Annotated in this window: 14 protein-coding genes and 1 pseudogene; 9 read left to right on the top strand and 6 right to left on the bottom strand. The window is 73.9% G+C overall.

Annotated features, from left to right (window positions below):
* The 3 genes and pseudogenes from G3I42_RS02980 to G3I42_RS02990 form a co-directional block, all read left to right on the top strand.
* Positions 1–220: pseudogene (locus tag G3I42_RS02980) on the top strand (hypothetical protein); the annotation flags it as partial.
* Between the two features lie 167 nt (positions 221–387).
* On the top strand, positions 388–813 hold the full coding sequence (locus G3I42_RS02985) for an acyl-CoA thioesterase (protein ID WP_164282290.1): 426 nt from the start codon (positions 388–390) through the stop codon (positions 811–813).
* Between the two features lie 136 nt (positions 814–949).
* Positions 950–3175 carry an alpha-N-acetylglucosaminidase gene (locus tag G3I42_RS02990; RefSeq protein WP_164282291.1) on the top strand — a complete coding sequence of 742 codons (2226 nt, stop codon included), beginning with the start codon at positions 950–952 and terminating at the stop codon, positions 3173–3175.
* 122 nt (positions 3176–3297) lie between these two features.
* On the opposite strand, the gene G3I42_RS02995 is transcribed toward G3I42_RS02990, so the two are convergent.
* From G3I42_RS02995 to uraD, 3 genes are read right to left on the bottom strand one after another with little or no spacing between them, the layout of a single operon-like run.
* Complete coding sequence (locus G3I42_RS02995; RefSeq protein WP_164282292.1) at positions 3298–4683, bottom strand: 8-oxoguanine deaminase; 1386 nt, start codon at positions 4681–4683, stop codon at positions 3298–3300.
* A gap of 31 nt (positions 4684–4714) precedes the next feature.
* Entirely contained in the window at positions 4715–5692 is a 978-nt protein-coding gene (gene pucL / locus G3I42_RS03000; RefSeq protein WP_203606290.1) for a factor-independent urate hydroxylase, read from the bottom strand.
* 5 nt (positions 5693–5697) lie between these two features.
* Positions 5698–6522, bottom strand: coding sequence for a 2-oxo-4-hydroxy-4-carboxy-5-ureidoimidazoline decarboxylase (gene uraD, locus G3I42_RS03005; protein ID WP_164282293.1), 825 nt, complete (start codon positions 6520–6522; stop codon positions 5698–5700).
* 254 nt (positions 6523–6776) lie between these two features.
* Between uraD and G3I42_RS03010 the strand changes: the two genes are divergently transcribed.
* Entirely contained in the window at positions 6777–7001 is a 225-nt protein-coding gene (locus G3I42_RS03010) for a hypothetical protein (RefSeq protein ID WP_164282294.1), read from the top strand.
* Between the two features lie 31 nt (positions 7002–7032).
* Here the strand turns inward: G3I42_RS03010 and G3I42_RS03015 are convergent, their stop codons facing one another.
* Together G3I42_RS03015 and G3I42_RS03020 are read right to left on the bottom strand one after the other, a co-directional pair.
* Positions 7033–8337, bottom strand: a complete 1305-nt coding sequence (locus G3I42_RS03015) for an MFS transporter (protein WP_164282295.1) — start codon at positions 8335–8337, stop codon at positions 7033–7035.
* A 189-nt stretch (positions 8338–8526) separates the two neighbouring features.
* Positions 8527–9339, bottom strand: a complete 813-nt coding sequence (locus G3I42_RS03020; protein WP_164282296.1) for a LysR family transcriptional regulator — start codon at positions 9337–9339, stop codon at positions 8527–8529.
* A 67-nt stretch (positions 9340–9406) separates the two neighbouring features.
* Between G3I42_RS03020 and G3I42_RS03025 the strand changes: the two genes are divergently transcribed.
* Both G3I42_RS03025 and G3I42_RS03030 read left to right on the top strand, forming a co-directional pair.
* The gene (locus G3I42_RS03025; protein ID WP_164282297.1) at positions 9407–10303 is read left to right on the top strand and encodes an NAD(P)H-binding protein; all 897 of its coding nucleotides are present in this window, start codon (positions 9407–9409) and stop codon (positions 10301–10303) included.
* 193 nt (positions 10304–10496) lie between these two features.
* Positions 10497–12383: an arabinofuranosidase catalytic domain-containing protein gene (locus tag G3I42_RS03030; RefSeq protein WP_164282298.1), complete on the top strand. Its 1887-nt coding sequence runs from the start codon at positions 10497–10499 to the stop codon at positions 12381–12383.
* A gap of 103 nt (positions 12384–12486) precedes the next feature.
* On the opposite strand, the gene G3I42_RS03035 is transcribed toward G3I42_RS03030, so the two are convergent.
* The gene (locus G3I42_RS03035; protein WP_164282299.1) at positions 12487–13221 is read right to left on the bottom strand and encodes an FCD domain-containing protein; all 735 of its coding nucleotides are present in this window, start codon (positions 13219–13221) and stop codon (positions 12487–12489) included.
* 129 nt (positions 13222–13350) lie between these two features.
* On the opposite strand from G3I42_RS03035, the gene G3I42_RS03040 reads away from it, so the two are divergent.
* From G3I42_RS03040 to G3I42_RS03050, 3 genes are all read left to right on the top strand, one after another.
* Positions 13351–14193, top strand: a complete 843-nt coding sequence (locus G3I42_RS03040) for a fumarylacetoacetate hydrolase family protein (protein ID WP_164282300.1) — start codon at positions 13351–13353, stop codon at positions 14191–14193.
* 112 nt (positions 14194–14305) lie between these two features.
* The gene (locus tag G3I42_RS03045) at positions 14306–15253 is read left to right on the top strand and encodes a VOC family protein (RefSeq protein WP_164282301.1); all 948 of its coding nucleotides are present in this window, start codon (positions 14306–14308) and stop codon (positions 15251–15253) included.
* Positions 15254–15256: 3 nt separating this feature from the next.
* The coding region (locus G3I42_RS03050) for a bifunctional 3-(3-hydroxy-phenyl)propionate/3-hydroxycinnamic acid hydroxylase (RefSeq protein WP_164282302.1) at positions 15257–16462 on the top strand (1206 nt) is incomplete at its 3' end.

The following is a 16462-nucleotide window of genomic DNA, read 5'->3' on the forward strand; positions in this document are numbered from 1 at the left end:
GGGCCGGGTGCCGGCGATCGCGGGACGCGGCGGGTACGTGGTGCGGGAGTCGCCGCAGCCGGAGGCGGTGGAGGTACGGGTGGCGGAAGCCGCCGGGGCGGAGAGCGGCCGGGAGACCGCGCGGTGCGCGGAGGCGCTGGAGGCGGCGGGGTGGCAGGTGAGCGAGCACGCGGACCGGCGGGGGAAGCGGGTGGTGATCGCCTCGCCACCGCGGCGGTAGGCGGCTCGCCCGCCCGGGGCGGGGCCGTGCTCCGGACGGGTCGGTGGCGGGCGATCCCGTTTCCGGGAGGCCCGGTGGGGGCGGTGACACGTAGGGTGCGGGGCGCGGTCGTTCCCGTATCGGAGGGAGCGGCGGCGCCATCGAGGACCCGAAACCGGGAGTGGGCAATGTCCGAGCAGCAGTTCAGCGTCTCCGTGCGGGTGCGCGGCTACGAGACCGATGTGCAGGGGCACCTCAATCAGAGCGTGTACCTCCAGTACGCGGAGCACGCGCGGTGGGAACTGTTCCTCGCGGCGGGGATCACCCAGGCGGACCTCGTGAAGGCGGGGATCGGGCCCGTGGTGCTGGAGACGACGATCCGGTACCTGCGGGAGTTGCGGGCCGGGGACGAGGTGACGGTCGGGTGCGCGTTCCTGTGGGGCGGCGGCAAGGCGTTCCGCGTCGAGCAGACGATCACACGCGCCGACGGGGTCGTCGCCGCCGAGATCACCGGGGTGGCCGGCGTGCTCGATCTCGTGGAGCGGCGGCTCGTCCCCGATCCGCGCGAGCGGATGCGCGAGCTCGCCACGGACCCGGCGCCGCTCGGCTTCTGACGCTCCCTCGGACGGTGGGTGATTCCGGGCCGTTCGTGTGTCCCATCCGGCCGACACGGCGGGTACGGGTGGGAGAGGGGCGGGCGGGCGGGTACTCCTCGCGGGGGACAACGCCGTCGAGCCGAGGAGTCGCCGTATGCCGTGGGACCGCCGCACCTTCCTGGGAGTGCTCGCGGGCGCGCCCGGAATCGCCGCCGTCGCCGGGAGCGGCACGGCGACCGCCCAAGCGCCCCTCGCCCCGCCCCTGCCGGCGCCCGCCCCCGCCGATCCCGCCGCCGCGGCGGCACGGCGCCTCCTCGGTACCCACGCCGACCAGTTCCTCTTCACGTCTCTCGCCGGGGACGCCGAGGGCCGGGACCGCTTCGTCGTCAGCGGCCGGGCGGGTCAGGTCACGATCGCGGGCACGAACCCGGCGACCCAGCTCGCGGGACTGCGGCGGTACCTCAAGCAGGCGGGCCTCGCGCAGTTCACCTGGGCGGGGAGCCGAGCCGGGCTGCCCGAGCGGGTGCCCGCGCCGGAGGGCGGCCGGCTCGAAGGCCGCGCCGACACGCCGCACCGCTTCGTCCTCAACGACACGAACGACGGCTACACGGGCCCGTACCACGACTGGGCCTACTGGGAGCGGGAGATCGACCTCCTCGCGCTGCACGGCTTCAACGAAGTGCTCGTGTACGCGGGCGCCGACGCCGTCTACCAGCGCCTCTTCCAGCGGTACGGGTACAGCGACGACGAAGTGCGCGCGTGGATTCCCGGGCCCGCGCACCAGCCGTGGTGGCTGCTCCAGAACCTCTCCTCGTTCCCCGAGCCCGTCACGGCGCGGCTGATCGAGCAGCGCGCGGCGCTCGGCGCCCGGATCGTGGGGCGGCTGCGCGAACTCGGCATGTCGCCCGTGCTCCCCGGCTACTTCGGCACCGTCCCGGCCGGTTTCGCCGACCGCAACCCGGGCGCGAAGACCGTGCCGCAGGGCACGTGGATGGGCTTCGCACGACCCGACTGGCTCGACCCGCGCACCGACCTCTTCGCCGAGGTCGCGGCGGCGTTCTACGAGATCCAGGAGGAGTTGTACGGGCGCGGCACGCTCTACAAGATGGATCTCCTGCACGAGGGCGGCAGCGCGGGGAACGTACCGGTGGCGGAAGCGACGCGCGGGGTGCAGCGGGCGCTGCGCGCGGCGCGGCCCGACGCGGTGTGGGTCGTCCTCGGCTGGCAGAAGAATCCGCCGAAGGAGGTCGTCGCCGCCGCGGACCGGGAGGCGATGCTCATCGTGGACGGGCTCAGCGACCGCTTCCCCGAGGTGACCGACCGGGAGAGCGACTGGCAGGACACGCCGTACGCCTTCGGCTCGATCTGGAACTTCGGCGGCCACACCGCGCTCGGCGCCAACACCCGGGACTGGGTGGAGCTCTACCCCCGCTGGCGGGACCGTTCGGGCAGCCGGCTCTCCGGCATCGCGCTCATGCCGGAGGCCGCCGACAACAACCCGGCCGCCTTCGAGCTGTTCGCCGAACTCCCCTGGACCGAGGGGCCGATCGACCTGACCGGCTGGTTCCGCGAGTACGCGCGGGTGCGGTACGGCGGCAGCGACGCGCACGCCGAGGCCGCGTGGGACATCCTGCGGACGACCGTGTACGGGACGCGCCGCGAGGACCGCTGGTCGGAGCCCGCCGACGGGCTCTTCGGGGCGCGGCCCGCGCTCGACGCGGTCTCGGCGGGCAAGTGGTCGCCCAAGGCGCTGCGCTACCCGGCCGCTTCCTTCGAACCCGCGCTCGGTGAACTCCTCGCGGTGCGCGCCGAGTTGCGTGATTCCGCGACGTACCGCCGAGACCTGCTCGACGTGGCGCGGCAGGCGCTCGCCAACCGGAGCCGGACCCTGCTGCCGCGCCTGGCCGCCGCCTACAAGGCGAAGGATCAGGCCGAGTTCGCGCGGCTCGGGCGGCGCTGGATCGCGCTGATCGACCTCCTCGAAAAGCTCGTCGCGACGGACGAGGACCACCTGCTCGGACGGTGGGTCGAAGCGGCGCGGGCCTGGGGCGGCAGCGCGCGGGAGAAGACGCAACTCCAGTACGACGCACTGTCGTTGCTCACGACGTGGGGGGCGCGGCAGGGGGCGGACGCGGGGCTGCGCGACTACGCGAACCGGGAGTGGTCGGGGCTGGTGGGCGGGCTGTACCGGCTGCGCTGGAGCACGTACATCGACGAGCTGTCGGCGGCGCTCAAGGAGGGGCGGAAGCCGGTGGCGGTGGACTGGTTCGCGCTGGAGGACCGGTGGACGCGGAACCCGGGCACCCTGGCGACGCGGCCTCGCGGGCAGGTGCACGAGGTGGCGGGAGAGGTGGCACGGGCGCTGGCGCGGGCGGACTGACGCGGGGACGGGAAGGCGCGAGGGCGCGAGGGCGCGAGCATGCGGGGGCGCGAGCATGCGGGCGCGAGGACGCGGAGGGGCGAGGGTGCGGGGCACCCGACGCCCTCCCCCCTTCCCGGAGTTCACTCCATCAGCGCCGCCAGCCGTCCCGCCTCCTCCCGCGCCTCCCGGGCCACGGCGTCCTCGTCGGCCCGGACCAGGCGGCCGTGTTCGACGACGGGGCGGCCGCCGACGAGCGAGAGGGTGACGGGGGCGGGGGCGCCGAGGACGAGGGCGGCGACGGGGTCGGCGATCGTGGAGTGGGCGAGGGTGTCCATGCGCCACAGCACGAGGTCGGCGAGCTTGCCGGGCTCCAGGGAGCCGATCTCGTCCTGACGGCCGAGGACGCGGGCGCCCCCGGCCGTCGCGAGGCGCAGCGACTGCCGTGCGGTGAGGGCCGATTCGCGGTGCGGGCCGAGGCGGGCGACGAGGACGGCGTTGCGCAGTTCGGTGTGGAGTTCGCCGGACTCGTTCGACGCCGTGCCGTCCACGCCGAGGCCGACGGGCACCCCGGCGGCGAGCAGGTCGGGGACGCGGGCGATCCCGGCGGCGAGGCGGGCGTTGGAGGAGGGGCAGTGCGCGACTCCGGTGCCGGAGCGGGCGAAGGCGGCGATGTCCGCATCCTCCATGTGCACGCAGTGCGCCATCCACACGTCCTCGCCGAGCCAGCCGGTCGAGGCGAAGTAGTCGGTGGGGCCCATGCCGAACAACTCGCGGCAGAACGCGGCCTCTTCGCGGGTCTCCGAGCCGTGCGTGTGCAGCCGCACCCCCTTGCGGCGCGCCAACTCCGCTCCCTGCTCCATGAGTTCCGTGGAGACGGAGAACGGGGAGCAAGGGGCGACGGCGACGTGCGTCATCGCGCCGAAGGCGGTGTCGTGGAAGCGGTCGACGGTCTCCTCGGTCGCGGCGAGGGCTTCGTCCAGGGTCTCGACGGCGAAGTCGGGCGGGAGCCCGCCGTCCGAGGTGCCGCGGTCCATCGAGCCGCGCGCGAGCGTGAAGCGCACGCCGAGGTCGCGGGCCGCCCCGACGAGCGCTCCGGAGAGGTCGCCCGCGCCGCGCGGGTAGATGTAGTGGTGGTCCATCGCGCAGGTCACGCCGCCGCGCGCCATCATCGCGAGCGAGGCGCGCGCGGCGGCGCGGACCATGGGCTCGTCGATGCGCGCCCACGTCGGGTAGAGGGCGACGAGCCAGTCGAAGAGCTTGTGGTCCGTGGCGAGTCCGCGGGTGAGCCACTGGTAGAAGTGGTGGTGGGTGTTGACGAGTCCGGGGGTGAGGAGGTGCCCGGTGCCGTCGACGCGGCGGCGGACGTCGGCGAGGCCGTCGGGGGCGGGCCCCGGTCCGAGGGATTCGACGCGGTCGCCGCGGACGACGAGATGACCGGAGGTGTACTCGGTGCCCGCGGCGTCGACGGTGGCGACGGCGGCGTTCTCGATGACGACGCGCCCTTGCGGGGCGGGACTTGGGCTCACGGCGGTGTCCTTGGGGAGCGGGCGGTACGGCTCAGAGGTCGCTGTGGTCGACGGGTATGCGGGCCTCGTGCCCGGCGCGCAGGATCGTCGCCTCGATGAGGCCGTAGGGGCGGTCGGCGGCGTAGTAGACCTCGTCGTCGTTGCCGAGGCCGAAGGGGGCGAGGTCGACGAGGAAGTGGTGCTTGTTGGGGAGCGAGAGGCGCACCTCGGCGATCTCGGGGCGGTGCTCGATGACGCGGCTGCCCATGCGGTGCAGGGTCTGCTGGAGGGAGAGCGAGTACGTGCCGGCGAAGGCGGCGAGGAGGTGGGCGCGGGTCTCGCGGTAGGAGGTGTCCCAGTCGGGGGCCGCCTCGGTGTCCTCGGTCCGGGTGTGGCGCCAGCGGCCGGAGACCTCGGTGGCGAGGACGCGGTCGCGGGTCTCCGGGAGGGTCGTGTACGGGTCCTTGGCGAAGCCGTGGAACTCGGAGTCCGTCGTGTTGAGGACGGTGAGGTCCTTGAGCCCGGAGATCACCTGCCGGCGGCCGTCCTCGTACGTGACCTCGCAGAGCCGCGTCTCGCCGCCGCGCCGGACGAAGGAGTGCGCCGGGCCCTCGGCGGGGTCGGTCAGGCGGTCCCAGGCGTACTCCTCGACGCGGACCCGGGCCCGGTGGATGCTCGCCTGCGTCGTGACGAAGTGGCGCGCGAGGCGGGCGGCGAACTCCTCGGGCGAGGCGATCCCGTGTTCCTTCGCGAAGACGTAGACGGTGTTCTTCATCGTGTCGGTGGGCAGGCAGTTGGCGTTCGAGCCGGTCAGGTGGACGTCGTCCAGGGCACCGGAGAGGGCGATCGAGACGTTGAGGTCCCGCAGGTGGTGGACCGCGCCCTCGCGGACGACCCGGACGACACGGACCTCGGCCTTGCCGTACTGGTTCTGCCCGAGCACGGAGACGGCGGGGGCGGGGGCGTCGGGGACGGTGGTGGCGGCCGTCTCGGGGACGGTGGCGGCGGCTTCGGAACCGGTCTTCGGCATGGTGCCTAGCTCCCTCGGTATGCGGAGTATCCGTACGGGCTGAGCAGCAGCGGCACGTGGTGGTGCTCACCAGGAGTCACGCGGAACACGAGGCCGACCTCGGGGAAGAAGGAGGCGGCCGGGACGTGCCCCGCCGTGGTGAACTCCAGGCGGACCTCGGTCGTGCCGGGCGGGGGTGCGGGCAGGTCGCGGCAGCGCCCGTCCGCGTCGGTCTCGGAGGAGCCGACGACGGTCCACGGCGCCTTCGCGCCGGAGCGGGCCGCGAGGGTGACGGGCACGGCGGGCGCGGGGCGGCCCGCGCTCGTGTCGAGGACGTGCGTGGAGACGGTGGCGGGGGCGGCGGGCTCGGGCGGCTCGGGGAAGAGGCGGTCGAGGCGGATGCGGTGGATGGCGGCGAGTTCGGTACGGGAGCGGGCGCGCTCGGCGGCGGGCGTGTTGCCGAGGCGTTCTTCCAGGGCCGCGAGGATGTCGGCCGCGGTGCGGCCGGTGGCGCGGATGAGGAAGACGTGGCCGAACTTCTCCTGGTACGCGAGCGTGAGCGCCCGTACCCGGGCGCGCAGTTCCTCGGGGGCCTCGGCCACCGCGCGCTGCTCGCGCGCCGAGGTGGCGTCGCCCGGGCGGCCGAGGGGCGGGTGCCCGGCGAGGGCCTGGTCGAGGTCGGGGCCCTCCAGCGCGGCCGTCGCGGCGTCGCTCGCCGCGTGGAGCGCGGCGGCGTTCTCGTACGGCCGTCCGGCGAGCACCGCCGTCGCCCAGGCGTCGGCGGAGCAGACCTCGCGCAGCACGGCGCGGGCGTCGGGGGCGGGGAGTGCGTTGAACCGGCTGAGCGTCACGGGGACCTCCCGGGTCCTGGTGCGGTCGTGCTGCGGTACGGCTGCGGACAGCTAAGACCTTCCCCGGCGGGCACGTCAACACTTTGTTGAATTGAGGTGGTGAGGGGATACACCGAAGTAACACGGGCGTAAAGAGAGGTACTTGGGAAGAGCGTGGTCGCACGTGACAGGGGGCTGAACGAGGGGCGCGAGGTGGCCGAGGTGTTCACATCGGCGTAGCGCCGTTGTCAGTGGCGCCGCCTACGGTGGGGACCATGGCTCAGACGTCCCGTCCTGTCACTCCGCCCCGTCCCGACGCCGCGCGCGTCACGGCCTCCCCCGCCGCGCTGCCACCCCGCCCCGCCGCCGTGGTCAACGCGGAGATCCGTGCGCTGTGGTGCGCGGGCGGGCGGCTCGCCGAGGAGCGGCGCGGGGAGTACGAGGCGCTGCTCGCCGAGTGGTCGGCGGCCCTGCGCGCGGAGGTCGTGACGGCCGCCTGAGCGCCGGTCGGGAGGCGTACCCGGGCGGTCGTCAGCGGACGGTGCCGGTCCCGAGTTCCGCCGCGACGGCGGCATCGTCGCGGCCCCTGGTCTCGGGCAGCCGGTGCCACACGAAGCCGAGGCCGAGGAGGCAGACCGCGGCGAAGAGCCAGAAGGTCTCGCCCTGGCCGAGCGCGCCGACGAGGGTCAGGAAGAACTGGTTGACGACGAAGTTGGCGAGCCAGTTGACCGTCGTGCACACGGCGGTCCCGAGCGCCCGCTGCTCCGGCGGGAAGATCTCGGCGAGCAGGAGCCACACGACCGGGCCGAGGCCGATCGCGAAGGCCGCCACGTACGCGAGCAGGCACAGGAGCGCGACGAGGCTGTGCGCGGGCACGTCCCACAGGAAGCTCACGCCGAGCGGGACGAGCGCGACGAACATGAGCCCGGCCGAGAGGAGCATGAGCGGGCGGCGGCCCCAGCGGTCGACGAGTTCGACGGCGAGGATCGTCATGACGACGTTGAGGGCGCCGATGTACACCGAGTAGAGGATCGCGTTCGACGCGCCGAGCCCGGTGGAGCGGATGATCGTGGGCGCGAAGTAGAGGACCGCGTTGATGCCGCAGAACTGCTGGAGCAGGCAGAGCCCCACCCCGACGAGGAGCGCGGGCCGTACGCCGCGCGAGGTGAGGACGCGCAGCGCGGCGCGCGGCCCGGGGAGCTTCCGCGCCGCGTCCTCGCCGCGCTCGCGCCAGACGGGGGATTCGGGCAGGAGCGGCAGGGCGAGCAGGAACACCGCCACGCCGGCGAGCCCGGCGCCGAACATCCAGCGCCACTCGCCGCCGGAGGAGTAGGCGAGCGCCACGAGGTACGAGACGAGCAGGCCGACCGTGACCATGAACTGGTTGAGCGTGCCCATGCGGCCGCGGGCGCGGTCGGTGGAGATCTCGGAGAGGTAGACGGGGACGACGGCGGAGGCGAGCCCCGCGGCGAGGCCCTGCACGACGCGGCCGACGAGGAGGAGCGGCAGCCCCGGCGCGAAGGCGGCGAGGGCCAGCCCGGCCCCGAAGAGGAGCGCGCTCAGCAGGAGCGCGGGGCGGCGGCCGTAGCGGTCGCTGACCCGGCCCGCGCCGAGGGCGCCCGCGGCGGCCCCGAGGAGGAAGACGGAGACGACGGCGCCCTTCGCGGTGGTGCCGAGGGAGAAGTCGCGGCTGACGTAGAGCTGGGCGCCCGCGACGACGCCGCTGCAATAGCCGTAGAGGAGGCAGGCGAGCGCGGCGATGGTGCCGGACAGGAGGCGGCGGCCGGGACCGGGGTCGGCCCGGGGGACGGAGTCGGGCGTGAGCGGGCGGGCCATGGCGTTCCCTTGCGTCCGGGGAGGCGGGAGAGCGGCCCAGGGTCTCGCGGGGGCGAGCCGGGAGCGAACGCGGAGGGCCGGACGGAGCAAGGGAACGGCACGGCGGCGGGACGACGACGGGGCGCGCGGCGAGAGGGCGGCACGCGCGACGCGACGGCGGCAGGTGGCGCGGCGATGTCTGTGGGGGTGTCAGGCGGGGCGCAGGGCCGTGAGGGCCGCGTCCATGAAGTCCCGCAGCAGGGGGTCGCGCGCGGAGGCCGGCGCGGCGAGGACCGTTTCGACGCCGGGGATGCCCGGGACGTCGAGGTAGGCGAGGTCGGGGCGGTAGTAGGCGTGGGCGAGGCCGACGGGGACGAGGGCGATGCCGCGGGTGCCGGAGGCGAGGAGTTCGAACTTCTCCTCGGCCGAGGCGGTGCGGCGGATCGGCGGTCCGGACGGTTCCTCGCCGTCGAGGTCCGCGGGGGTGAGGCGCTCGCGCGAGGCGAGCGGGTGGGTGACGGGCAGGCAGGCGACGCGGCGTTCGTGGCCGATGGGCACGGTGCGCAGCCCGGTGTCGTCGAAGGGGCGGCGCAGGTGGGCGGCCTGGGCGCGGCCGTCGCGCAGCGGGGCGTCCGGTTCCCACCAGGGCGCCGGGACGACGTCGGTGGGGACCTCGGGGTGGCGCGCGGCGAAGGCGCGCAGCGCGTCCGCGACGTGGAGTCCCGGCGAGAAGGCGACGGCGAGGCGCCGGGTGCCGAGGTCGGCGTCCCGTACCCGCCGCACCGCGGTGTCGGCGGCGGCGATCAGGCGCCGGGCCTCCTCGTGGAGCTGGGCACCGGCCGCCGTGAGGGCGACGGTGCGGGTGGTGCGGACGAGGAGCGCGCACTCCAGTTCCGCTTCCAGCGCCTTGATCTGACGGCTGAGCACGGGCTGGGTGACGTACAGCTCCTCGGCGGCGCGCCCGAAGTGCAGGTGCTCGGCGACGGCGGCGAAGTACCGGAGCTTGCGCAGGTCCAGATCCATGCCCGCAAGGTATCAATGGGCGGGAAGAGCATTGGACCGGTCCGGAGACCGCGCCGAGACTCGACGCATGATCGTTCTCACCTCACCGACCGGCCGTATCGGCGGCTCCCTCCTCTCCCAGCTCCTCGACGAGGCGCCCGCGCGCGGCGAGCGACTGCGCGTCGTGGTCCGCGACCCGGCGCGGCTGCCCGCGGAAGCGCGCGACCGTGTCGAGGTCGTCGTGGGTTCGCACGGCGAGCCGGACGTCGTGGACGAGGCGTTCGCGGGTGCCGACGCGGTGTTCTGGCTCGCGCCCCCGAACGCGCGTACGGCGGATCTCGACGCGGCGTACGCGGGGTTCACGCTGGCCGCGGCGGGCGCGTTCGTCCGGCAGCGGGTCGGGCACGTCGTCGGTGTCTCGGCGCTCGGGCGTGGCACGCCGTTCGCGCGACACGCGGGACACGTGACGGCCTCGCTCGCGATGGACGACCTCATCGCGGGCACGGGCGTCGCCTACCGGGCGCTCGCGAACCCGACGTTCATGGACAACCTGCTGCCGCAGGCGGCGCGGATCAGGGACGAGGGCGTGTACACGAACGTGGTGCGCGCCGATGCCGCCGCGCCGCTCGTGGCGGTACGGGACATCGCGGCGGCCGCCGCGCGGTTGCTGCTCGACCGCTCGTGGACGGGGGTGGGCGAGGTCCCGGTCCTGGGCCCGGAGGACCTGTCGGCGCGGGAGATGGCGGCCGTCATGACGGAGGTGCTCGGCCGTCCGGTGCGCTACGAGCGGCAGTCGGAGGCGGAGCTGCGCGCGACGCTCGGCGGCGCGGGGGCGAGCACGGCGACCGTCGAGGGCTTCGTCGCGATGCTGCGGGCGAAGGAGGCGGGGCTCGACGCGGGCGTGGAGCGGACCGCCGCGACGGCGAGCCCGACGAGTTTCCGCACGTGGTGCGAGGAGGTCCTGCGGCCGGCGGCGCTCGCGTGAGCCGGAGGCGCGGCGGGTCGGCCCTCGCCGGGCAATCCAACAGATTCAGACAAGAACACCAAGGTTGAACCAAAGAAAGCAACAAATATTGACCGAACCGCGCAGCGGTCCTACGTTCCCGGTCAGCCAGACGGCTCCGTGAACTCGCCTCCCCCATAGGCGAGTTCGTCCTTCTTCCTCTCCGGGAGCGCCCATGCGCGCCAGACCCCGCACCTCTCCGTCCCGTCCCTCCGCACCCGAGGCCATCGTCCGGCGCGCGCGTCGCGCGGTGGCCTCGGTCCTCGGCGTCCTCGGGCTCCTGCTCGGGGCGCTGCTCGCCCTCCCGGCGCCCGCGCAGGCCGCCGGTTCCCTGCCCTGCGACCTGTACGCGGCGGGCGGCACCCCGTGCGTCGCCGCGCACAGCACGACCCGTGCGCTCTTCTCCTCGTACAACGGACCGCTGTACCAGCTGACCCGGGCCTCGGACCGGGCCACGAGCGACGTCGGGACGCTCGCGGCGGGCGGGTACGCGGACGCGGCCCACCACGACGCCTTCTGCGCCAGCACCTCCTGTTCGATCACGAGGATCTACGACCAGACCACCCGCCACAACGACCTCTTCGTGGGCCCCGCCGGGACCGCGGGCGGCGCCGACCGGGGCGCGGACGCGAGCGAGATCGCGGTGACGGCGGGCGGCCACAAGGTGTACGGGATCTGGGGCACGCCCGGTGTGGGCTACCGCTCGCACGGCGCGGCCTCGGGCACGGCGGTGAACGGGCAGCCCGAGGGCGTGTACATGGTCGCGAGCGGCACCCACGTCGGCTCGGACTGCTGCTTCGACTACGGCAACGCGGAGTCCACCCCCGCGGACACCGGCAACGGGCACATGGACGCCGTGTCCATCGCCACGACGTGCTACTTCGCGCCGTGCTCGGGCAACGGCCCCTGGGTGGAGGCCGACCTGGAGAACGGCATGTTCCAGGGCGACAACGGCTCGAACACCGCGAACAAGGGGAACCCGACCCCGTACGTCACCGCGGTCCTGAAGAACGACGGGCAGACCAAGTACGCGCTCAAGGGCGGTGATTCCACCGCGGGCGGGCTCACGACCTGGTGGGACGGACCGCTGCCGACGCGCGAGGGGTACCGGCCCATGAAGCAGGAGGGCGGCATCATCCTCGCGACCGGGGGCGACAACAGCAACCGGAACATGGGTACCTGGTTCGAGGGCGCGATGGTCTCCGGCTACCCGGGCGACGCGACCGAGAACGCGGTGCAGGCGAACATCGTCTCGGTCGGCTACCGCGGCCAGACGAGCGTCCCGAACGGTCCGCAGGGCACGATCACGGGTCCCGGCGGGCAGTGCGTGGACGTCGCGGCGAACGACACCGGCACGAACGGCACCGCCGTACAGCTGTGGAACTGCCAGTCCTACGCGGAGGACCAGCACTGGGAGCACCGCGCGGACGGCTCGCTCGCGACGCTCGGCCGCTGCCTCGACATCAACGGCAACGGCACGGCGGCCGGTACCGAGGTCGAGCTGTGGGACTGCAATGGCGCCGGCGGCCAGAAGTGGGTCCAGCAGGCGGACGGCTCGCTGCGCAACCCGCAGTCCGGGCGCTGCCTCGACTCCCCCAACGGCTCCACGGCCAACGGCGCGCGGCTGCGGATCTGGGACTGCAACGGCGCGGCGGCGCAGAAGTTCGCCGTCAACGGCGGCGCGCCCGTCAAGGGCCCCGGCGGCAAGTGCGCCGACGTGGCCGCCGACGACAGCGGGACGAACGGCAGCGTCGTCCAGCTCTGGGACTGCCAGTCGTACGCGGCCGACCAGCACTGGGCGCTGAGCACGGACGGGCGGCTGCACACGCTCGGCCGCTGCCTCGACATCACGGGCAACGGCACGGCGAACGGCACGCAGGTCCAGCTGTGGGACTGCGGCGGCGCGGGCGGCCAGGTCTGGCAGCAGCAGGCCGACGGCTCGCTGCGCAACCCGCAGTCCGGGCGCTGCCTCGACTCCCCCAGCGGGGCGACCGCGAACGGCACGCGCCTTCAGATCTGGGACTGCAACGGCAGCGCGGCGCAGAAGTTCGCACTCGGCTGAGCCCGGGGGCACCCGGCGCGAGCGGGAGGGCGCCCGCGCCGGGCCGCATGCCCTCCCGTGAGCTCCTGATCAGCAGGCCCCGGACGGCCCTCCGTCCGGGGCCTCAGTGCATCTCGTGCTCGGGGTCCGAGCTGGTGTTGTGGGCGTGGACGAGGCGCAGGGCCTCCTCGCGGTCGCGGCGTGCCAGCGCGTCCACGATGGCGGCGTGCAGCTCGTAGCGATCGTGGACGAACTCGCGGAGCGGCTGCCCGGAGCCGCCGGGCTGGACCGAGAGGGTGTGCGACTCGATGAGGTCGAGCAGGTGCGTGTAGAGCGAGCTGAGCAGCGCGTTCGGGCTGATCGCGGCGATGGCGGCGTGCAGGCGCCAGTTCGCGTGCACGAAGGCGACGGCGTCCTCGGCGCTCACGGCGTGCTCCATCGCCTCCAGGTGGCGGTGGAGCCCGGCGAGGTCGGCGGGCGAGGCGTGCCAGAGCGCGTCCTCGATGAGCAGGGGTTCGAGCGCGTCGCGGATGCGGACCGCGGTGGCGACGTCGTTCTCCTGCGCGTCGAGCGCGAGGACGGAGTTGCCGAGCCGCACCATCGGGGACTGCCGCGCGCCGAAGAGCCCGCCGCCCGGGCCCGGCCGCACCGTGACCTGGCCGCGGGCCTGGAGCAGCCGCAGGGCCTCGTTGAACGTGCCGACGGAGACCTCGCACAGGGTGCGCAGCTCCTCCTTGGTGCCCAGACGCGCGCCCGGCTCCGCCTCGGCGGCCATGCGCGCGATTCGGGCCGCCGCCTCCTCGGCCCGGCCCGCCGCCGTGCGCCGGGTCCCGGCGCGGCGCTCAGGGGTGACGGTCACTACCAGCTCCTCACTCGTCCATATTCATCATATTCATTTTTCCAGGAACCTCTTGACTCGTAGGCCATGCCCACGCAACATCAAGGTAATCATCATGCTCAATTACTTTCCCCTCCTCTAGGAGAGCTCGTGCGCATCGCCAACCTCTCGGGCCGGCTGAGCCTCATTGTCGACGGAACCGCTGTGGACGTCGAACAGGCCAGTGGCGGTCTCTTCCCGGCCGACCCGCAGGCGGTCTACGCGCGCTGGGCCGAGTTCCGCGCGTGGGCGGCCGGTGCCGAGCTGCCCGCCGGGACCGCGTTCAAGGACACCGACCTGGGCGCCCCCGCCCCGGCGCCCCGGCAGGTCCTCGCGATCGGCCTCAACTACCGCGACCACGCCGCCGAGTCCGGCTTCGACGTGCCCGAGGGCCTGCCGCCGGTCTTCACCAAGTTCGTGACGAGCCTGAGCGGCCCGGTCACCGAGGTGAAGCTGCCCGAGAACGGCAAGACCGACTGGGAGGTCGAGCTGGTCGCGGTCATCGGCGAGCGCGCCGAGAACGTCTCCGAGGCCGACGCCTGGAAGCACATCGCCGGGCTCGCCGCCGGCCAGGACATCTCCGAGCGCGTCGTGCAGCTCGCCGGCCCCGCCCCGCAGTTCAGCCTCGGCAAGTCCTACCCCGGCTTCGCCCCCGTCGGCCCCTGGCTCGTCACGCCCGACGAGTTCGAGAACCCGGACGACCTCGCGCTCGGCTGCTCCGTCAACGGCGAGGAGGTCCAGAACGGCCGCACCCGCGACCTCATCTTCTCCGTGCCCACCCTGATCGCCCGCCTCTCCGCCGTGCTGCCCCTGCTGCCCGGCGACGTCATCTTCACGGGCACCCCGGCCGGTGTCGGCCTCGGCCGCAACCCGCAGCGCTGGCTGCACGCGGGCGACGAACTCGTCAGCACCATCGAGGGCATCGGCGAACTGCGCCAGACCTTCACGGGCTGAGCGGCGCGACCCGCACCGCGCCCTCGCCCGGGACGCGGTCCGCTCCGCACCCCAGGACGCGGCCAGGCCCGCGCCCGGCCCAGGACAGAGCCCGTAAGGACAAAGGAGTCTCATGGCACTGCACCGGCTGATCTCCATCACCATGGGGGTCCCGAACGTCAGCGAAACCGCCGCCTACTACACCGACTTCGGCCTGACGCCGGACGGCGACGGCTGGTTCACCACGCAGGACGCGGGCCGCCAGCTCCGTATCGTCCACGCGCCCACGAGGCGCCTGGTCGAGATACGGATCGGCGCCGACAGCCCCGACGACCTCGCGGCCGCCGCCTCCCGCCTGGCCCGCCTCGGCGTCCCCGGCACGGCTCCCGCGGGCGGCGCGTACGAGGGCGGCACGAGCCTCGTCGCCTACGACCGCGCCACCGGCGTCCGCGCCGTCGTGGACGTCGCCCCGCGCTTCGTCCAGGAGCCGCAGCCCGCCACCGCCTACAACGGCCCGGGCCGCTACGAGCGCACCGGCTCGCGCGCCCCCGGCGTGCTGCGCACCTCGCGCGTACTGCCCCGCAAGCTGGGGCACGCCGTCGTCGGCACCACCGACTTCGACGCCACCGTGGCCTTCTTCCGCGACGGCCTCGGCTTCCGCGCCTCGGACTACGTGGCCGACCACGGCGCCTTCCTGCGCTGCTCGACCGACCACCACAACGTGCTGGTGATGAAGGCGCCCGTCACCTTCCTGCACCACACCTCCTGGCAGGTCGACGACATCGACGAGGTCGGGCGCGGCGCGAGCGCGATGCTGGAGGACCACCCCGAGCGCCACGTGTGGGGACTCGGCAGGCACCACGCGGGCTCCAACTTCTTCTGGTACCTGAAGGACCCGGCGGGCAACTTCAGCGAGTACTACTCCGACATGGACTGCATCGTCGACGAGCAGCTGTGGTCCCCGGAGGTGCTCGAAGGCGCGAGGGGCCTCTTCAACTGGGGCCCGCCGCCCCCGCCGTCGTTCCTCGCCCCCGAGGACCTCGCGGAGATCATGACCGGCAACCACAGCGCGGCGAGGTAGAGCGTGCCCGACAACCACGCCGCCGCGCCCCGGCACGATGTCGCGATCGTCGGCTTCGGTCCCGTGGGGCAGATCCTCTCGCTGCTCCTGGGCCGGGCCGGGTACGACGTCGTCGTCCTGGAACGCTGGCCGGCCCCGTACGACCTGCCGCGCGCCGTCCACTTCGACCACGAGATCGGCCGGATCTTCCAGGCCGCGGGGGTCGGCGAGCAGGTGCGGTCCGTGACCGACCCGGTGCCCGACTTCTACGAGTGGCAGAACGCGGACCGCGAGCCGCTCGTGAAGATCGACTGGTCCGGTACCGGCCCCTCGGGCTGGCCGACCGCGAACTTCTTCTCGCAGCCGCAGCTCGAAGCCGTCCTCTCGGGCGCCGCCGAGCGGCTCGACGCCGTCACGGTGCACCGGGGCTGCGAGGTCACCGGTGTCGAGCAGGGGCCGGACGAGGTCCTGCTCCGCACCTCGGGCCCGGGACCGGCCGAGGTCCGCGCGCGGTACGTCATCGGCGCGGACGGCGCGAACAGCTTCGTGCGCTCGCGGATGGCGACCTCCGTGACCGACCTCGGCTTCTTCTACGACTGGCTGATCGTGGACTGCCTCCCCCACGAGGAGGAGGAGTGGTCCCCGATGAACTGGCAGTTGTGCGACCCGGAGCGGCCCACCACGATCGTCTCGGGCGGGCCCGGGCGGCGCCGCTGGGAGTTCCTGCGGCTCGCGCACGAGAGCATCGAGGAGCTGAACACCGAGGAGACCGCCTGGCGCCTCCTCGCCCCGTGGGGCCGCACCCCGGAGAACACCACGATCGAGCGGCACACCGTCTACACCTTCCAGGCCCGCTGGGTGGACCGCTGGCGCGAGGGCAGGCTCCTGCTCGCCGGGGACGCCGCGCACCAGATGCCGCCCTTCGCGGGGCAGGGCATGTGCTCGGGGCTGCGCGACGCCGTCAACCTCGCGTGGAAGCTGCGGCTCGTCCTGGACGGGCGCGCGGACGCCGGCCTGCTCGACACGTACACCTCCGAGCGCAGCGCGCACGTCCAGCACGCCATCGCGATGTCGATGGAGCTGGGCAAGGTCATCTGCGTCCTCGACCCGGAGGAGGCCAAGGCCCGCGACGCCCGCATGATCGCCACCGGCGCCGACCCGGCGCGCGCCCTGCCAAAGGCGCCGCCGCCGGTGCTCGGCGACGGCGTGCTCCAGCGCGCCGCCGACGGC

Origin of the sequence: Streptomyces sp. SID11385 (assembly GCF_010548245.1) — a bacterium.
Lineage (GTDB): Bacteria > Actinomycetota > Actinomycetes > Streptomycetales > Streptomycetaceae > Streptomyces.

What these genes read in the sequence shown, in the direction of transcription:
- G3I42_RS02985 (WP_164282290.1), top strand. Translation starts at nt 388, where the DNA reads ATGTCCGAGCAGCAGTTCAGCGTCTCCGTGCGGGTGCGCGGCTACGAG.
- G3I42_RS02990 (WP_164282291.1), top strand. Translation starts at nt 950, where the DNA reads ATGCCGTGGGACCGCCGCACCTTCCTGGGAGTGCTCGCGGGCGCGCCC.
- pucL (WP_203606290.1), bottom strand. Translation starts at nt 5,692, where the DNA reads ATGCCGAAGACCGGTTCCGAAGCCGCCGCCACCGTCCCCGAGACGGCC.
- G3I42_RS03010 (WP_164282294.1), top strand. Translation starts at nt 6,777, where the DNA reads ATGGCTCAGACGTCCCGTCCTGTCACTCCGCCCCGTCCCGACGCCGCG.
- G3I42_RS03015 (WP_164282295.1), bottom strand. Translation starts at nt 8,337, where the DNA reads ATGGCCCGCCCGCTCACGCCCGACTCCGTCCCCCGGGCCGACCCCGGT.
- G3I42_RS03020 (WP_164282296.1), bottom strand. Translation starts at nt 9,339, where the DNA reads ATGGATCTGGACCTGCGCAAGCTCCGGTACTTCGCCGCCGTCGCCGAG.
- G3I42_RS03025 (WP_164282297.1), top strand. Translation starts at nt 9,407, where the DNA reads ATGATCGTTCTCACCTCACCGACCGGCCGTATCGGCGGCTCCCTCCTC.
- G3I42_RS03030 (WP_164282298.1), top strand. Translation starts at nt 10,497, where the DNA reads ATGCGCGCCAGACCCCGCACCTCTCCGTCCCGTCCCTCCGCACCCGAG.
- G3I42_RS03045 (WP_164282301.1), top strand. Translation starts at nt 14,306, where the DNA reads ATGGCACTGCACCGGCTGATCTCCATCACCATGGGGGTCCCGAACGTC.